14 protein-coding genes are annotated in these 14771 nt (G+C 72.8%); 5 read left to right on the top strand and 9 right to left on the bottom strand.

Translation table 11 applies throughout. From position 1 onward, the window contains the following. Nucleotides 1-5: 5 nt before the first annotated feature. The 3 genes from ACFV7R_RS16740 to ACFV7R_RS16730 are packed head-to-tail and all read right to left on the bottom strand — an operon-like array spanning nucleotide 6 to nucleotide 3675. Nucleotides 6-1736, bottom strand: coding sequence for an L-aspartate oxidase (locus ACFV7R_RS16740; RefSeq protein ID WP_385264074.1), 1731 nt, complete (start codon nucleotides 1734-1736; stop codon nucleotides 6-8). Continuing rightward, on the bottom strand, nucleotides 1733-2746 hold the full coding sequence (panC, locus tag ACFV7R_RS16735; RefSeq protein WP_385264072.1) for a pantoate--beta-alanine ligase: 1014 nt from the start codon (nucleotides 2744-2746) through the stop codon (nucleotides 1733-1735). Before panC ends, ACFV7R_RS16740 begins: the two co-directional genes overlap by 4 nt. Then, a complete protein-coding gene (locus ACFV7R_RS16730) occupies nucleotides 2743-3675 on the bottom strand; it encodes a Rossmann-like and DUF2520 domain-containing protein (RefSeq protein WP_129799489.1) in 933 nt (310 codons plus the stop codon). The genes panC and ACFV7R_RS16730 overlap by 4 nt, the downstream gene beginning before the upstream one ends. A 195-nt stretch (nucleotides 3676-3870) precedes the next feature. On the opposite strand from ACFV7R_RS16730, the gene ACFV7R_RS16725 reads away from it, so the two are divergent. Further along, nucleotides 3871-5061, top strand: a complete 1191-nt coding sequence (locus ACFV7R_RS16725) for a threonine aldolase family protein (protein ID WP_385264071.1) — start codon at nucleotides 3871-3873, stop codon at nucleotides 5059-5061. Here the strand turns inward: ACFV7R_RS16725 and ACFV7R_RS16720 are convergent. Continuing rightward, nucleotides 5051-5266, bottom strand: coding sequence for a hypothetical protein (locus ACFV7R_RS16720; protein ID WP_385264069.1), 216 nt, complete (start codon nucleotides 5264-5266; stop codon nucleotides 5051-5053). The two genes, ACFV7R_RS16725 and ACFV7R_RS16720, sit on opposite strands and share 11 nt — an antisense overlap. A gap of 159 nt (nucleotides 5267-5425) precedes the next feature. Between ACFV7R_RS16720 and ACFV7R_RS16715 the strand changes: the two genes are divergently transcribed. Next, the gene (locus tag ACFV7R_RS16715) at nucleotides 5426-6532 is read left to right on the top strand and encodes a DUF5937 family protein (RefSeq protein WP_385264068.1); all 1107 of its coding nucleotides are present in this window, start codon (nucleotides 5426-5428) and stop codon (nucleotides 6530-6532) included. 3 nt (nucleotides 6533-6535) lie between these two features. On the opposite strand, the gene ACFV7R_RS16710 is transcribed toward ACFV7R_RS16715, so the two are convergent. The 3 genes from ACFV7R_RS16710 to ACFV7R_RS16700 all read right to left on the bottom strand — a co-directional run bounded on the left by ACFV7R_RS16710 (nucleotide 6536) and on the right by ACFV7R_RS16700 (nucleotide 9153). Next, nucleotides 6536-7168, bottom strand: coding sequence for an AAA family ATPase (locus ACFV7R_RS16710; protein WP_385264066.1), 633 nt, complete (start codon nucleotides 7166-7168; stop codon nucleotides 6536-6538). A 32-nt stretch (nucleotides 7169-7200) separates the two neighbouring features. Beyond that, nucleotides 7201-7872, bottom strand: a complete 672-nt coding sequence (locus ACFV7R_RS16705; protein WP_129799494.1) for a response regulator transcription factor — start codon at nucleotides 7870-7872, stop codon at nucleotides 7201-7203. Nucleotides 7873-7950: 78 nt separating this feature from the next. Next, a complete protein-coding gene (locus ACFV7R_RS16700; protein WP_385264064.1) occupies nucleotides 7951-9153 on the bottom strand; it encodes a histidine kinase in 1203 nt (400 codons plus the stop codon). Between the two features lie 118 nt (nucleotides 9154-9271). Between ACFV7R_RS16700 and ACFV7R_RS16695 the strand changes: the two genes are divergently transcribed. Next, nucleotides 9272-10264, top strand: a complete 993-nt coding sequence (locus ACFV7R_RS16695) for an SAM-dependent methyltransferase (protein ID WP_385264062.1) — start codon at nucleotides 9272-9274, stop codon at nucleotides 10262-10264. Nucleotides 10265-10299: 35 nt separating this feature from the next. Here the strand turns inward: ACFV7R_RS16695 and ACFV7R_RS16690 are convergent, their stop codons facing one another. Then, nucleotides 10300-11451, bottom strand: a complete 1152-nt coding sequence (locus ACFV7R_RS16690) for an NADH-quinone oxidoreductase subunit D (RefSeq protein ID WP_385264061.1) — start codon at nucleotides 11449-11451, stop codon at nucleotides 10300-10302. 31 nt (nucleotides 11452-11482) lie between these two features. On the opposite strand from ACFV7R_RS16690, the gene ACFV7R_RS16685 reads away from it, so the two are divergent. Further along, on the top strand, nucleotides 11483-11986 hold the full coding sequence (locus ACFV7R_RS16685; protein ID WP_385264059.1) for a PH domain-containing protein: 504 nt from the start codon (nucleotides 11483-11485) through the stop codon (nucleotides 11984-11986). Beyond that, nucleotides 11983-13317, top strand: coding sequence for a PH domain-containing protein (locus tag ACFV7R_RS16680; RefSeq protein ID WP_385264057.1), 1335 nt, complete (start codon nucleotides 11983-11985; stop codon nucleotides 13315-13317). Before ACFV7R_RS16685 ends, ACFV7R_RS16680 begins: the two co-directional genes overlap by 4 nt. A gap of 69 nt (nucleotides 13318-13386) precedes the next feature. Here the strand turns inward: ACFV7R_RS16680 and ACFV7R_RS16675 are convergent, their stop codons facing one another. After that, entirely contained in the window at nucleotides 13387-14625 is a 1239-nt protein-coding gene (locus ACFV7R_RS16675) for a hypothetical protein (protein ID WP_385264056.1), read from the bottom strand. Between the last annotated feature and the right edge of the window lie 146 nt (nucleotides 14626-14771).

Raw genomic sequence — 14771 nt, 5'->3', positions numbered from 1 at the left:
TGCTGTCACTGCTCCTGTGGACGGTGCGCCGGGTGGTGCGGCCGGGTCGGGGGGAAGTCTGCGGTATCGGTGGTGTGTACGGCGAGCGTGCGGTCCGGATTCAGCCGTACGACGATGTGGCGGCGCCATGCCGTGTCGTCGCGCTCGGCGTGGTCCTCGCGCCAGTGGCAGCCGCGGGTCTCCTCGCGCAGCCGGGCCGCGGCGACCAGGACGCGGGCCACCCACAGGAGGTTGGTGGACTCCCACGCGTCGACGCCGGGCTCGGCCGTCTTGCCGTTCTCCTCGAGGGCGTCGCGCGCCTCGGCGTGCAGGTGCTGGAGCTGTTCGGCGGCCTTGGTGAGGGAGTCGGCGGAGCGCAGGACGCCCGCGCCCTCGGTCATGATCCGCTGGATCGTGAAGCGGTCCTCGGGCGCGAGCAGGGGGTGGGCCGGCTTCTCCGGCTGCGGAACGGGGACGGGCACGCGCGCGTGGAGGCCGTTGTGCCGGTGGGTCACCGCGATGTCGTGGGCGATGCGCTCGGCATAGACCAGGCCTTCGAGGAGGCTGTTCGAGGCGAGGCGGTTCGCGCCGTGCACACCCGTGCAGGCGACCTCGCCGCACGCGTACAGGCCCGGCACGGTCGTACGGCCGTGGGAGTCGGTGCGTACGCCCCCGGAGGCGTAGTGGGCGGCCGGGGCGATCGGGATCGGCTCGTGGACCGGGTCGATGCCGTGGGCGCGGCAGGCGGCGAGGATCGTGGGGAAGCGGTGCTCCCACATGTCGGCGCCGAAGTGCCGGGCGTCGAGGAACATGTGCTCGGCGTCCTGCTCCTGCATGCGGCGCATGATGGCCTTGGCGACGATGTCCCGGGGGGCCAGTTCCGCGAGTTCGTGCCGGCCGGCCATGAAGCGCACGCCGTCGGCGTCCACCAGGTGGGCGCCCTCGCCCCGTACCGCCTCGGAGACCAGCGGCTGCTGGCCCTCGGCGTCCGGGCCCAGGAACAGCACGGTGGGATGGAACTGGACGAACTCGAGGTCGGAGACCTCCGCGCCCGCGCGCAGCGCCAGGGCCACGCCGTCGCCCGTGGAGACCGAGGGGTTGGTGGTCGCCGAGAAGACCTGGCCCATGCCGCCGGTCGCGAGGACCACCGCGGGGGCGTGCACCGCGCCCACGCCGTCGTGCTGGCCCTCGCCCATGACGTGCAGGGTGACGCCGGCCGTGCGGCCGTCGGCGTCCGTGAGGAGGTCGAGGACCAGGGCGTTCTCGATCGTGCGCAGGCCACGCGCGCGTACCGCCTCGACGAGGGCACGGGAGATCTCCGCGCCGGTCGCGTCGCCGCCGGCGTGGGCGATGCGGCGGCGGTGGTGGCCGCCCTCGCGCGTGAGCTCCAGCTCGCCCTCGGTGGACTCGTCGAAGTGCGCGCCGGTCTCGATGAGGCGCCGTACGGCGTCGGGGCCCTCGGTGACGAGGATCCGGACCGCCTCCACGTCGCACAGCCCCGCGCCCGCCACCAGGGTGTCGTCCAGGTGCTGCTCGGGGCTGTCGCCCTCGCCGAGGGCCGCGGCGATGCCGCCCTGGGCCCAGCGGGTGGAGCCGTCGTCGAGGCGGGCCTTGGTGACGACGACCGTCGTCATGCCGGCGGCCTGGCAGCGCAGGGCGGCGGTGAGGCCGGCGACGCCGGAGCCGACGACCACGACGTCCGCGGAGATGGACCAGCCCGGGGCGGGGGCGTGCAGTCGTATGCCTGTGCTGGTCACGAGGCGGCTCCGAAGGTGAGGGGGATGTTGTCGATCAGCCGGGTCCGGCCGACCTTGGCGGCCACCGCGAGAACGGCCTCGCCGGTGAAGTCGTCCCCGATCTCGGTGAAGTCGGACGGGTCGACCAGGGCCAGGTAGTCCAGGACGAGCGGCGGGTCGAAGCGGGCGGCCTCGTCGAGGACCAGGCGGGCCGCGGCGCGCACGGCGGCCGGGCCGCCGGGGACCGCCTTGGCGACGGCGTGCGCGTCGGCGGCCGCGCGGGACTCGCCTATGGCGCTGAGGGCCTCGGCACGCGCGCGCGTGGAGGGCACTTCCCGCGCCCTCGCGCGCAGCGCCTCCTGCGCCGCGTGCCGGTCCCGGCCCGCGAACAGGGCGCGGGACAGCGCGAGCGCCGTGCGCCGCTCCTGGGGCGAGAGGTAGCGGTTGCGGCTGGACAGGGCCAGGCCGTCGTCCTCGCGCACGGTCGGTACGCCGACGATCTCGACACCGAAGTTCAGGTCCCGCACCATGCGGCGGATCAGGGCGAGCTGCTGGGCGTCCTTCTGCCCGAAGAAGGCGACGTCGGGGCGGGTGAGGTGGAGCAGTTTGGCAACGACGGTGAGCATGCCGTCGAAGTGGCCGGGCCGGGAGGCACCCTCCAGGCGCTCCCCCATGGGACCCGCGCTGATCCGGACCTGTGGCTCGCCGCCGGGGTACACCTCTTCGACGGTGGGGGCGAACACGACGTCCGCGCCCGCCTGCTCGGCGACCTTGAGGTCGGCCTCCAGGGTGCGCGGATAGCGGTCGAGGTCCTCGCCCTTGCCGAACTGCAGGGGGTTGACAAAGACGGTGACGACGACGAAACCGTCCCGCCCGACGTGCTCGCGTGCCGTGCGGACGAGGGTGGCGTGTCCGTCGTGCAGGGCACCCATCGTCATCACCACGCCCGTGCGGCCGGGCACGGCGAAGTGTTCCCGGACGTACGTCAGGTCGTCCACGGTGGGGACGAGCTCGAAGCGCCGGCGGCTCATCGGTCTCCCCCGTTCTCGGGCAGGTTCGTGTCCGCGGCGAGTACCCCGAGCAGGTCCTCGGCGAGTTCCGGCTTCAGCAGCCCGTGGGCGAGCGCCCGGTCGGCGGTCGCGCGCGCCATCGCCAGATAGCCGGCGACGGCCTGCGGGGCGTGCCGGCGCAGCTGCGTGACGTGCGCAGCGACCGTGCCGGCGTCCCCGCGCGCGACGGGGCCGGTCAGGGCGGCGTCGCCGGAGCGCAGGGCGTTGTCGAGGGCGGCGCCGAGCAGCGGGCCGAGCATCCGGTCGGGGGCGTCGACGCCGGCCGTGCGCAGCAGCTCCATGGACTGGGCGACCAGCGTCACCAGGTGGTTGGCGCCCAGCGCGAGCGCCGCGTGGTACAGCGGCCGGTTCTCCTCGGCGATCCACTCGGGCTCGCCGCCCATCTCGATGACGAGCGCCTCGGCCGCGAGCCTCAGCTCGTCGGGGGCGGTGACACCGAAGGAGCACCCGGCGAGGCGCTGGACGTCCACCGGGGTCCCGGTGAACGTCATCGCGGGGTGCAGGGCCAGCGGCAGCGCTCCGGCCCGCAGGGCGGGTTCCAGGACGTTCGCGCCGTACCGCCCCGAGGTGTGCACGAGCAGCTGTCCCGGCCGTACGGCGCCGGTGGTGGCGAGGCCCTCCACGAGGCCGGGCAGGGCGTCGTCCGGGACGGTCAGCAGCACCAGCTCGGCGCGCTGGAGCACCTCGGCGGGCGCGACGACGGGCACGTCGGGCAGCAGCAGCGCGGCCCGCCTCCTGGAGGCGTCGGAGACCCCGGAGACGGCCACCGGGCGGTGCCCGGCGAGCTGGAGTGACGCTGCGAGCGCGGGGCCCACGCGACCGGCGCCGACGACACCGACGGTGAGCCGCGCGGGGCGGTCCTTGGGGTCTGGCTGTTGGCTTGTACTCACGCGACGGCGGCCTTCCCGTTCCAGTCCGCTCGGGGTACCGGACGATTTCTCGTCATGTTAACGCGATTGGTTCCGGGGGCGTTCGGCTGTCCACAGGCTGTGGGCCGCGGCTCGGTGCGGCCGGGTCCGGCATCGGTGCGGCCGGCTCCGAAAAGCGGGTGCCCGGGCGAATCGCCGCGCGGCATGATCCGTGGCATGACGGATACGGCGGAGCAGGGCACGCAGGAACCGGTGTCGGTCGAGGAACAGCGCAAGCGACGCTACGAGCGGCGCAAAGTCGCGTACCGGAGCGCGCAGCGCGTCCTCGCGCGCACCAGCGTGCTCGGCACGCTCCGGGAGCGCCTGGCCCTCCTGGAGAGAGCCGAGGACCTGTACGACCTCGACGAGACCGCGGACATGTACGGCAACGGCATCGTGGAAGCCCTCGAGAGGAAGGTCGCCGGACTGCTCGGCACGGAGGGGGCCGCGTTCTTCCCGACCGGCACGATGGCCCAGCAGGTGGCCCTGCGCTGCTGGGCCGGCCGCACCGGCAACCCGAGCGTCGCCCTGCACCCGCTCGCCCACCCCGAAGTGCATGAGCGCCATGCGTTGACGCAGGTCAGTGGCCTGCGCCCGGTCCGCCTCAGCAGTGCGCCCCGGCTGCCGACCGCGGCCGAGATCCGTGACCTCGACGAGCCCTTCGGGACGCTGATGCTGGAACTCCCCCTCCGGGACGCCGGTTTCGTGCTGCCCTCCTGGGAGGAGCTCACCGAGCTGGTGGAGGCCGCGCGCGAGCGCGATGCGGTGGTGCACTTCGACGGCGCGCGCCTGTGGGAGACGACCGTCCACTTCGGCCGCTCACTGGACGAGGTCGCGGCCCTGGCGGACAGCGTGTACGTGTCGTTCTACAAGTCGCTCGACGGCTTCGGCGGCGCCGCTCTCGCCGGCCCCACGTCCCTGGTGGAGGAGGCGAAGGCCTGGCGGCACCGGTACGGCGGGCAGGTCTTCCAGCAGTTCCCGACCGTGCTGTCGGCGCTCGCCGGGCTGGAGCGTGAGCTGCCCCGGCTGCCCGACTACGTGCGGCACGCGCGCGTGGTGGCCGCCGCGCTGCGCGAGGGCTTCGCGGCGGCCGGGGTGCCCTGGGTACGCGTCCACCCCGAGGAGCCGCACACCAACGAGTTCCAGGTCTGGCTCCCGTACGACGTCGATGCCGTCGCCGAGGCCGCGGTGCGGCACGCCGAGGAGACGAAGACCCTGCTCTTCGCCCGCCCCTGGGACGCCCCGGGCCCGGGCCTCGCCATGACGGAGATCGAGGTACGGGCCGCGGGCCTGGAGTGGACGGCGGGCGATGTGAAAGCGGCGGTCGCGGAGTTCGTCTCCCGGCTGCCGCAGGGGTTCAGCTCGTGACCCGCCGGCCCGGACGCAGCCACCGGCCCAGTGTCCGCCGTAGCCGTCCGTGGGCCGGACGCTCGGCGATCACCGCGCGGAACTGCCGGTGGTCGCGCCACTCCCGCACGACCTGCCAGTCGTGGGCGCCGGGTGCGGGCGGGCCCGGTCGGCCGAGCTGCTGGGCGCGGTAGGTGTCGAGGAGGTACTGCTGCGTGATGCTCATGGCGGTTCGCCTTCTCGGGACGAGGAGAAACGGTGGATCGGGCTCCGCGGCTGCCCCGGTTGTCCCAGGCTGCGCCGCCCGCGCCGCCGGTGTCGCGCCGATTGACGGCCGCCGTCAATCGAGGGCGGCGTTGTCAGTGGCGGCGTGCACCATGGCGACATGAGCGTGAGCATCGACATCGCGGGGCTGCGGCCGGAGCGGGTCGCCGTGGTGCCCTCGCCCCTCGCCGAGCTCGGTTCGGCGCTGCACGCGCTGTCCGAGCCGGGGCACCATCCCGGCCTGCAGGGCTGGGTGACCGGCGTGACCGCCCGGCTCGACTCGCATCTGGCCGACCGGATGTGCGAGGCCGACTTCCTGTGGCGGACGACGTTCTCGGACCTGTTCCTGCCCTTCGCCGGTGTCCCTGGCGGGAGCACACTCCCGGGCGCCACGCTCGCCGAGGACTTGGACCTGCTGGACAAGCTGACGGACGAGCAGTTCGTGGACGCGGCCCTGGAATTCACCTGCGCCCTCCCGGCCGCCACGCCGGCGTCCGACGTACTGGCCGACTCGGAGCTGCGCCGACGCGCTCTTGAGCTGGCCGCCGCGCGCGGGCCGCAGCAGTTGCGGTTCAGCCAGCGGCTGCTCGAGGATCCGCCGCGCATCCGGGCCTGGCTGCGGCGGTTCCTGGAGGACTGCGACGAGATGTTCTTCGCGGACGCCTGGCCCCGCCTGCGTCACCAGCTCGCGGCGGACGCCCGCCACAAGACCGACCTTCTGCGGCACAAGGGCCTGACCGAGGCACTGACCGCGGTGTCCCCGGCGGTAGGCGTCGACGAGGCCGCCGGAAGAATCACCATCGACAAGCTGCGCCAAGGCCACACCGTCATCAGGGACAGGAGCCTGCTGCTCGTGCCGACGAGCCTGGGCTGGCCGCATCTGCAGGTGCTGCACCGGCACGGCTGGCAGCCGGTACTGCACTACCCGGTCGGCTCCCCCGGCCTCACCGTGCCGCCTTCGGTCGACCAGCTGACCATGAGGATGACCGCCCTGTCCCACCCGGTGCGGATGCAGCTCTGCCGCAACCTCGCCCGCAGCACGTACACCACGAGCGAACTCGTACAGATCCACGGCATGACCGCGCCCGAGATATCCCGGCACCTGGGCGTCCTCAAGAAGGCGGGCCTGATCACCACCCGCCGCCGCGGTCGGTACGTCCTGCACCAGCTGGACGTCACCGCGGTGGCGCGGCTCGGCAGCGACTTCCTCGAAGCGCTCCTGAGGTGACCGTCAGTCGAACCGGATGTGCCTGATCCCGACCCGTACCTGCCTCAGCCGCGTCCGCAGCGCGCCCTCGTTGTTGGGCCTGAGAGTCAGCCCGGCCAGCACGGCGATCCGGTCCGCCGTCTTCGGCACGGTCGAGTGGTCCGTCCACAGGTGCTCGGCGAACTCCGGCTCGCGCAGCCGCTCCGGACAGTGGTCGAGTTGCTGCACGGCCCAGCTCTCCCTGCGCAGGCCGGCGTTCTTTCCGGCGACGAATCGAAGGAGGTGTCCGAGACCGCGCTCGCGCAACCGTTTCAGGACGGTCTCGCGTTCGGCGAGGAGCGTGAAGTGCCGTACGTCATGATCCAATTCGCGGAACCGCCCGACGGTCTCCTGGAAGTAGCCGGAGTCGGTGACAGTCATCGGCGCGATCACCACGCCGTCGTGCTTGGTAAGGGCGAGGTCGAGAACCTCGACGACGCCCTGCCGCCAGGACGCCAGGTCCTGGAAGTTTCCCCGCAGTCCGGGCGGCAGCATGCGGCGCAGGCCGAAGCCGGGGTGCTCGGGGTCGCAGATGACGCTGCCGGGCAGGCGGCGCTGTATCTCGTGTGCGGTCTGTGTCTTGCCGCCCCCGAAGGGACCGTTGATCCACAGGAGCATGCGCAGACCCTACCGACGGGCGCGAGCTCCGGTCAGCCGTGTCCGCCGGCCCGTACGAGCCCCGTCTCGTACGCGAGGACCACCACCTGCACCCGGTCCCGCAGCCCGAGCTTGGTCAGGATGCGGCCCACATGTGTCTTGACCGTCGCCTCCGACAGCACCAGCCGGCCGGCGATCTCCCCGTTGGACAGCCCCTGGGCGACCAGCACCATGACCTCGCGCTCACGCTCGGTGAGCCGCTCCAGCTCCTTGTGCCGGGGCTCCTTGCCGGTGCTGGGCAGCATCGGCGCGAACCGGTCGAGCAGCCGCCGGGTGGTCGACGGGGCCACGACGGCGTCGCCGCTGTGCACGGAGCGGATCGCGGCGAGGAGTTCGCCGGGCGGCACGTCCTTGAGCATGAACCCGGAAGCGCCCGCCTTCAGCGCGGAGAAGGCGTACTCGTCGAGGTCGAAGGTGGTCAGGATCAGCACCTTCGGCGGGTCGGTGTCCGAGCAGATGCGCCGGGTGGCCTCCACACCGTCGAGCTTCGGCATGCGTACGTCCATGAGCACCACGTCGACCTCGGTCGAGCGCAGCACCTGCAGGGCCTCGACACCGTCGCCCGCCTCCGCCACGACCTCCATGTCCGGCTGTGCGGCGAGCACCATCCGGAACCCGGTGCGCAGCAGCACCTGGTCGTCGACGAGCATCACGCGGATCGTCATCGGGGCCTCTTCCATGTCCGTTCAGAAGGTCGTTGCAGAGGGTTGTTACAGGTGTCAACAGAGGGCGTGCGTCGGCGGTCAATGCGCCGGTTTGAGCGGCAGCAGGGCACTGATGCGGAATCCTCCACCGGGGCGCGGCCCCGCGTCCAGGGTGCCGCCGACCATGCCGACCCGCTCGCGCATGCCGATCAGGCCGTGGCCCCGGCCGTCGGCGCCGCCCTCCTCGTACAGCTCGTGCGGGGCGCCCTTGCCGTCGTCCTCGACGAGCAGTCCGAGGCCGTCGTCGAAGTAGACCAGCCGCACGCTCGCGCCCGCGTTCGGCCCGCCGTGCTTGCGGGTGTTGGTGAGCGCCTCCTGCACGATGCGGTACGCGGTGAGCTCGACGCCGCTGGGCAGCGGGCGCGGAGTGCCCTCGATCCTGAAGTCGACCGGCAGGCCCGCGCCGCGGCACTGCTCGACCAGGTCCTCGATCTGCTCGACGTCGGGCTGCGGGACGTACTCGCCGCTCTCCTGGTGCTCACCGGTGCGCAGCACGCCGAGCAGGCGGCGCATCTCGGCGAGGGCCTGGCGGCCGGTGGAGGAGATGGTCTCCAGGGCCTTCTTCGCCTGGTCCGGCGCGGCGTCGAGGACGTAGGCGGCGCCGTCGGCCTGCACCACCATCACCGACACGTTGTGCGCGACGACGTCGTGCAGTTCACGCGCGATACGGGCGCGTTCCGCGGCGACCGCGACCTTCGCCTGCGCCTCGCGCTCCTTCTCGAGGCGGGCGGCGCGCTCCTCCAGCTGCGCGAAGTAGGCGCGGCGGGTGCGGATGGAGTCGCCGAGCACCCAGGCGAGGGCGAAGGGCACCGTCTGGAAGACCCCGACCGCGATGTTCCCCGCGACGCTCGACTCGTACTCCGGCCAGCGGATCTGCGCCAGCGGCGCCGCGCACAGCCCGCCGGCCAGCGCGAACCGGGAGGCCCAGCGGTCCCCGACCGCGGCGACGGTGTACACGATCAGCAGCAGGGCGAAGTCGGCGGCCGTGGTCGCCACGTCCAGCACCAGCTGCGCCACGCCCACCACGGCCGCCAGCACCAGCATCTTCTCCGGCATGCGGCGGCGCAGCGCGACCACCAGGCACAGCAGCAGCGTGACCGGGACGACGAGCCACGGCAGGTCGGTCCCCGTCTTCTCCTGCTGGACCGTGCCGCCGACCACCGAGATCCCGAACAGCACGAGGGCCCAGAAGCCGTCGACCCATGTCGGGTGCCTGCGGAGGAAGTCGTAGAGGCGCTGCACGTAACCCAGCGTAGGGAAGCATGATGCGTGCGGGAGTCAACCGGAGGGCCGATCCGCGGCGGATACGTGTACTCCGCAAGGTGGAGGCCCCGTTCCCCTGTGCGCCTAGCCTGGCGATGTGACCAATGAAACGGCCGACGGCGGGTGGCGAGGGTGGCGGGCGGCTGCGGAGGCGGCGCTGTACGGTCCGGGCGGCTTCTACCGCAGGCCCGAGGGGCCCGCCGGGCACTTCCGTACGTCCGTGCACGCGTCGCCGCTGTTCGCCGGGGCCGTGGCGGGGCTGCTGTGCCGGGTCGACGAGGCACTGGGCCGCCCGTCCGGTCTCGACTTCGTCGACATGGCCGCCGGGCGGGGTGAGCTGGTCTCCGGCGTGCTCACCGCGCTGCCCGGCGACGTGGCCGCCCGCACGCGCGCGTACGCCGTGGAGATCGCCGGCCGCCCGGCGGGGCTCGATCAGCGCATCGAGTGGCTGGCCGAGCCCCCGAAGAGCGTGACCGGGCTGCTGTTCGCCAACGAGTGGCTGGACAACGTGCCCGTGGAGGTCGCCGAGGTGGACTCCGCGGGCGTACCGAGGCTGGTGCTCGTACGGGAGGACGGGACCGAGCGGCTCGGGGAGCCGGTGTCCGGTGCGCAGGCCGAGTGGCTCGCCCGGTGGTGGCCGCTGCCCGCCGAGGAGGGGCTGCGGGCCGAGATCGGTCTGCCCAGGGACACGGCGTGGGCGTCGGTCGTCTCCCGCGTCGAGCGCGGGCTCGCCGTCGCCGTCGACTACGCGCACACGGCCGGCGCACGGCCGCTCTTCGGGACGCTCACCGGTTTCCGCGAGGGGCGCGAGACGGCGCCTGTGCCGGACGGGTCGTGCGACATCACCGCGCACGTCGCGCTGGACGCGTGCACGCTCCCCGGTGGGCGCGTGCTGGCACAGCGTGATGCGTTGCGCACCCTGGGCATCGCAGGCGCACGCCCCCCGCTCGCGCTCGCCACCACCAACCCCTCGGCATACGTGCGCGCCCTCGCGGGCGCCGGGGAGGCCGCCGAGCTCACCGCAGCGGGTGGACTGGGCGACTTCGGGTGGCTGGTGCAGCCGGTTGGAATTCCGGACGTACTCGCCTGAGGCCCGTACCGGCTACTTCCTGAGGCCCGTACCCGCTACTTGTCGATGTCCCCCACCACGAAGAACATCGACCCCAGAATCGCCACCATGTCCGCCACCAGCGTGCCCGGCAGCAGCACGGTGAGCGCCTGGATGTTGTTGTACGAGGCCGAGCGCAGCTTGAGCCGGTACGGCGTCTTGTCGCCCTTGCTCACGAGGTAGTAGCCGTTGATGCCGAGGGGGTTCTCGGTCCAGGCGTACGTGTGCCCCTCGGGTGCCTTCAGGACCTTGGGGAGCCGCTGGTTGATCGGCCCCGGCGCCAGCTGAGCGATCCGGTCGAGGCAGGCGTCGGCGAGGTCGAGGGCGTTGTGGGTCTGCTCCAGGAGGCACTCGAAGCGGGCGAGGCAGTCGCCCTCCTGCCGGGTGACCACCTTGAGGGTGTCCTGCAGCTCCCCGTAGGCGAGATACGGCTCGTCGCGGCGCAGGTCGAAGTCGACGCCCGAGGCGCGCGCGATCGGCCCGCTGACCCCATAGGCGTGCACGGCCTCCGGCGCGAGCGTGCCCACGCCCCGCGTGCGCCCCCGGAAGATCTCGTTGCCGAGGACCAGGTCGTCGAACCGGTCCATGCGTGAGCGCACACCGGCGACCGCGGCACGCGCGCGTGCGGTCCAGCCGGCCGGCAGGTCCTCCTTGAGGCCGCCGACACGGTTGAACATGTAGTGCATCCGCCCGCCGGAGACCTCCTCCATGACGTTCTGCAGGACCTCGCGCTCCCGGAACGCGTAGAAGACCGGCGTGATGCCGCCGAGCTCCAGCGGATACGAGCCGAGGAACATCAGGTGGTTCAGCACCCGGTTCAGCTCCGCGAGCAGGGTGCGCGTCCACACGGCGCGCTCGGGGACCTCCATGCCGAGCATGCGCTCCACACCGAGGACCACGCCCAGCTCGTTGGAGAAGGCCGACAGCCAGTCGTGGCGGTTGGCGAGCATGATGATCTGGCGGTAGTCGCGCGCCTCGAAGAGCTTCTCCGCGCCACGGTGCATGTAGCCGATCACCGGCTCCGCGCGCGTGATGCGCTCGCCGTCCAGGAGGAGCCGCAGCCGCAGCACGCCGTGCGTGGAGGGATGCTGGGGGCCGATGTTCAGCACCATGTCGGTGCTCTCCGCGGCGCCGCCGATTCCGACCATGGTCTCCGTCGTAGGAGTCATGGACCCAGTCTCTCCTACGTACGCTGGCCGTATGGAGACGGGGAGCCCAGGGGGCGGCACGACAGCGGAGGCGGAGCCGGTGTGGACCGGGCTGCCGCCCCGCCTGCTACGGATGCGACGGATGCTGCTGATCGTGTGGCTGGGACTGCTCGCCCTCGCCGCCGGGCTGCTGCCGGGCCTGCTGGCCGATCCCGCCTGGGCCGCGTTCGCACTGCTGCCGCTGGCGCTGATGGCGTGGGGCTGGGACCTCGTCGGCCGCAACTGGCGCTCCTGGCGGTACGCCGAGCGCGCCGACGACCTGCTGATCAGCCGGGGCGTGCTGTGGCACACGGTGACCGTCGTGCCGTACGGGCGCATGCAACTGGTCGAGGTCACGTCCGGGCCCGTCGAGCGGCACTTCGGGCTGGCCAGCGTGCAGCTGCACACGGCGGCCGCCGCGACGGACGCGACCATCCCGGGCCTGGACCCGGCCGAGGCGGAGCGGCTGCGGGACCGGCTGACCGAGCTCGGCGAGGCCAGATCGGCGGGGCTGTGACGACTCCGGACACCGACGACGACGTACGCCGCGACAAGGCCGTGACCGAGCGGCGGCTGCACCCCGTCACGCCGCTGCGGCGGGCGTGGGCGCCGGTCGCCGTGCTCCTCGGGTGGGCCCTGCACGACCTGGACGGCACACAGCGCCAGTTGGCGCGGCTGACCACGACGACGCTGCTGATAGCCCTCGCCGTGCTCATACCGGCCGCCGCGCTGTACGGCTTCCTCACCTGGTGGTTCACGCACTTCGCGGTGACGGAGAGCGAACTGCGCATCCGTACGGGCCTGTTGTTCCGGCGCACGGCGCACATCCGCCTGGAACGGATCCAGGCCGTCGACGTCACCCGGCCGCTCCTCGCGCGCGTGGCGGGTGTCGCAAAACTCAAACTCGATGTCATAGGGACCGACAAGAAGGACGAACTCGCCTTCCTCGGCGAGGGAGAGGCCCGCGCGCTGCGGGCCGAACTGCTCGCGCGCGCGGCCGGTTTCGCGCCCGAGACCGCGCACGAGGTCGGCGAGGCGCCGGCCCGGCAGCTGCTGAACGTGCCCCCGGGTGTCCTCGCCGTCTCCCTGGTGCTGACCGGAGCGACCTGGGGCACCCTGATCGCCGCGCTCGTCGTGCCGTCCGTCCTGTGGTTCTTCACCCACAACCTGTGGACGGTGCTCGCGACCGCGCTGCCGCTGATCGGTGCGGCGGGCGCGAGCAGCGTGGGCCGCTTCGTCACCGAGTACGACTGGACGGTGGCCGAGTCCCCGGACGGGCTGCGGATCGACCGCGGCCTCCTCGACCGCGCCCATGAGACGGTGCCGCCGGGGCGGGTGCAGACCGTGCGGATCGTGGAGCCGCTGCTGTGGCGGAGGCGCGGTTGGGTACGGGTGGAACTGGACGTGGCCGGCTCGTCGAACTCCGTACTGCTGCCGGTCGCCCCGCGCGAGGTGGCCGAGTCGGTCATCGCGCGCGTACTGCCCGGGGTGACGGTTCCGCCCGTGCCGTCGCTGTCGCGGCCGCCGCGGCGCGCCGGGCGGTGCGTGCCGCTGTGGTGGCGGGGCTACGGCCTCACCGTCACCGAGGCGGTGTTCGCGGCCCGGCACGGACTCCTGCGGCGCAGCCTGGCGCTCGTACCGCACGCGAAGGTCCAGAGCGTACGGCTCGCTCAAGGGCCCTGGATGCGGCTGTGGCGCGTTGCGGACGTGCATGTGGACACCGGAGCCAACAAGACCGTCACGGCGCGGCTGCGGGACGCTGGGGAAGCCGCGGAGCTGCTGCGGGCACAGGCGGAGCGGTCACGGACGGGGCGCAAGGGGGCACGACCGGACCGGTGGATGGCGTGAAGAACGCCGTGCCCGGCTTGGCGGCGCCGGCCACGGCGTTCAGGCAACCCCCTGCTCAGGGCGGCTGTTTCAGGAGACGGCGCTGCGCAGTCCGCGCAGTCCCTGCATGTCGATCTGCTCGGTCTCGTCGTGCGCCGTCAGGTCGATCACCTGGCCGATGCCGCGCGACTCCTCGCCGGCCGGCTTGAACTCGGCCTCGGCCTCCGCCTTGTGCAGGTCGAGCGCCTCCTGACCGACCACATCGGCGAGGTCCTCGTTCTGCACGGCCTCCAGCGCCGCGGACGTGTTCGCCTTTGTACCGAAGAAGTCGAACCCGCCCTCGGCCGTCGGACGGCGCACCGGAGCGGAGGCCGGTACGACGGCCACCGCGGTCGGCACGGTGAAGTGACCGGAGGGCTGCTGCACGGGCGCGGCGGGCCTGGCCGTGGCCGGGACGGACTCCGCGGGGGCCGCGGCAGCGTTGTCATCGGAGGGGGCCGTGTCGGCCGTGGTGGTGGCGGCCGCGCGCTCGTGCCCGTCGGCCGCCTCGGACTTCCCCCGCGCTTCGTCCTCCTGCGCGGCCTCCGCACCGGTGACCCGCTCGGCGTCGGCGGCCGGCTCCTTGGGGGACGCCTCCTGGTCGGCGTGCTCCTTGGGAGACGCCTCCGTGTCGGCGTCGAACCGGACCAGCGCCGCCCGCGCCCGCAGGAACAGCCGGGAGCCCTCCGGGGAGAACAGTCCGGAAGCCGTCGCCTGCTGTTCCACGGTCTCGTCGGTGGCGTCGGTGTCAGTGGCCTCGTCGGGGTCGGCCGGGGCTGCCACGGCCTCGGTCTCCTCCGTCGTCGGTGCGGGCGGCAGCGCAGGCGCGGGGGTCGCGGCCTCTATCTCCAGCAGGCGGCGGCCTTCCAGGGCGCTGGCACGCTCGGTCTCCGCGGTGGCGTACCGGCGCAGCAGTGCCGCGTGCTCGTTGCGCAGGCCCGCCAGTTCGGCGCGCTTCGCCCGCAGTCGCTGCTCGAGTTTGACGCGCAGTTCCCGCGACTCCTCCAGGTCGGTCTCCAGCTCGGCGACGCGCTCCTCGTGCCGCCACTCATCGCTCGCACGCGCGCGCGTGAGGTCGGCGACCTGCTTGCCCGCCTGCGTGTCCCAGCGGCGCAGAACGACGGCACCGGCGACAGCCGTCACCGCGGCGGCCGCCGCCAGCCCACGGAGCACCGTCGGCTCCGTGAACACCCAGGGGCCGAGGGCGCAGACGAGGGAGACGCCTGCGATCGCCGACGGAGGCAGCAGCCTGTGCAAGGGCGGTGAATGGCGATGACGTCCACGTGGCATGGCCAGAAACTTACCGCGCGTAGGCGAATCATGGTGGCCCGGGCGGTAAAAACACAGCCACTCCGATGCATTCACAGCACATGGGCTGTCTGGCCTGCGGGAGTTCACCGGGCTCCCCTCCCCTGGACTGTGAAAGGGCTTCGGCG

The organism is Streptomyces sp. NPDC059866 (assembly GCF_042731325.1).
Taxonomy (GTDB): domain Bacteria; phylum Actinomycetota; class Actinomycetes; order Streptomycetales; family Streptomycetaceae; genus Streptomyces; species Streptomyces flavusporus.
Note: the sequence above shows the minus strand (reverse complement) of the source record. Positions and strands in the feature narration are given on the sequence as shown.

What these genes read in the sequence shown, in the direction of transcription:
- panC (WP_385264072.1), bottom strand. Translation starts at nt 2,746, where the DNA reads ATGAGCCGCCGGCGCTTCGAGCTCGTCCCCACCGTGGACGACCTGACG.
- ACFV7R_RS16725 (WP_385264071.1), top strand. Translation starts at nt 3,871, where the DNA reads ATGACGGATACGGCGGAGCAGGGCACGCAGGAACCGGTGTCGGTCGAG.
- ACFV7R_RS16720 (WP_385264069.1), bottom strand. Translation starts at nt 5,266, where the DNA reads ATGAGCATCACGCAGCAGTACCTCCTCGACACCTACCGCGCCCAGCAG.
- ACFV7R_RS16715 (WP_385264068.1), top strand. Translation starts at nt 5,426, where the DNA reads ATGAGCGTGAGCATCGACATCGCGGGGCTGCGGCCGGAGCGGGTCGCC.
- ACFV7R_RS16710 (WP_385264066.1), bottom strand. Translation starts at nt 7,168, where the DNA reads ATGCTCCTGTGGATCAACGGTCCCTTCGGGGGCGGCAAGACACAGACC.
- ACFV7R_RS16705 (WP_129799494.1), bottom strand. Translation starts at nt 7,872, where the DNA reads ATGACGATCCGCGTGATGCTCGTCGACGACCAGGTGCTGCTGCGCACC.
- ACFV7R_RS16690 (WP_385264061.1), bottom strand. Translation starts at nt 11,451, where the DNA reads ATGACTCCTACGACGGAGACCATGGTCGGAATCGGCGGCGCCGCGGAG.
- ACFV7R_RS16685 (WP_385264059.1), top strand. Translation starts at nt 11,483, where the DNA reads ATGGAGACGGGGAGCCCAGGGGGCGGCACGACAGCGGAGGCGGAGCCG.
- ACFV7R_RS16675 (WP_385264056.1), bottom strand. Translation starts at nt 14,625, where the DNA reads ATGCCACGTGGACGTCATCGCCATTCACCGCCCTTGCACAGGCTGCTG.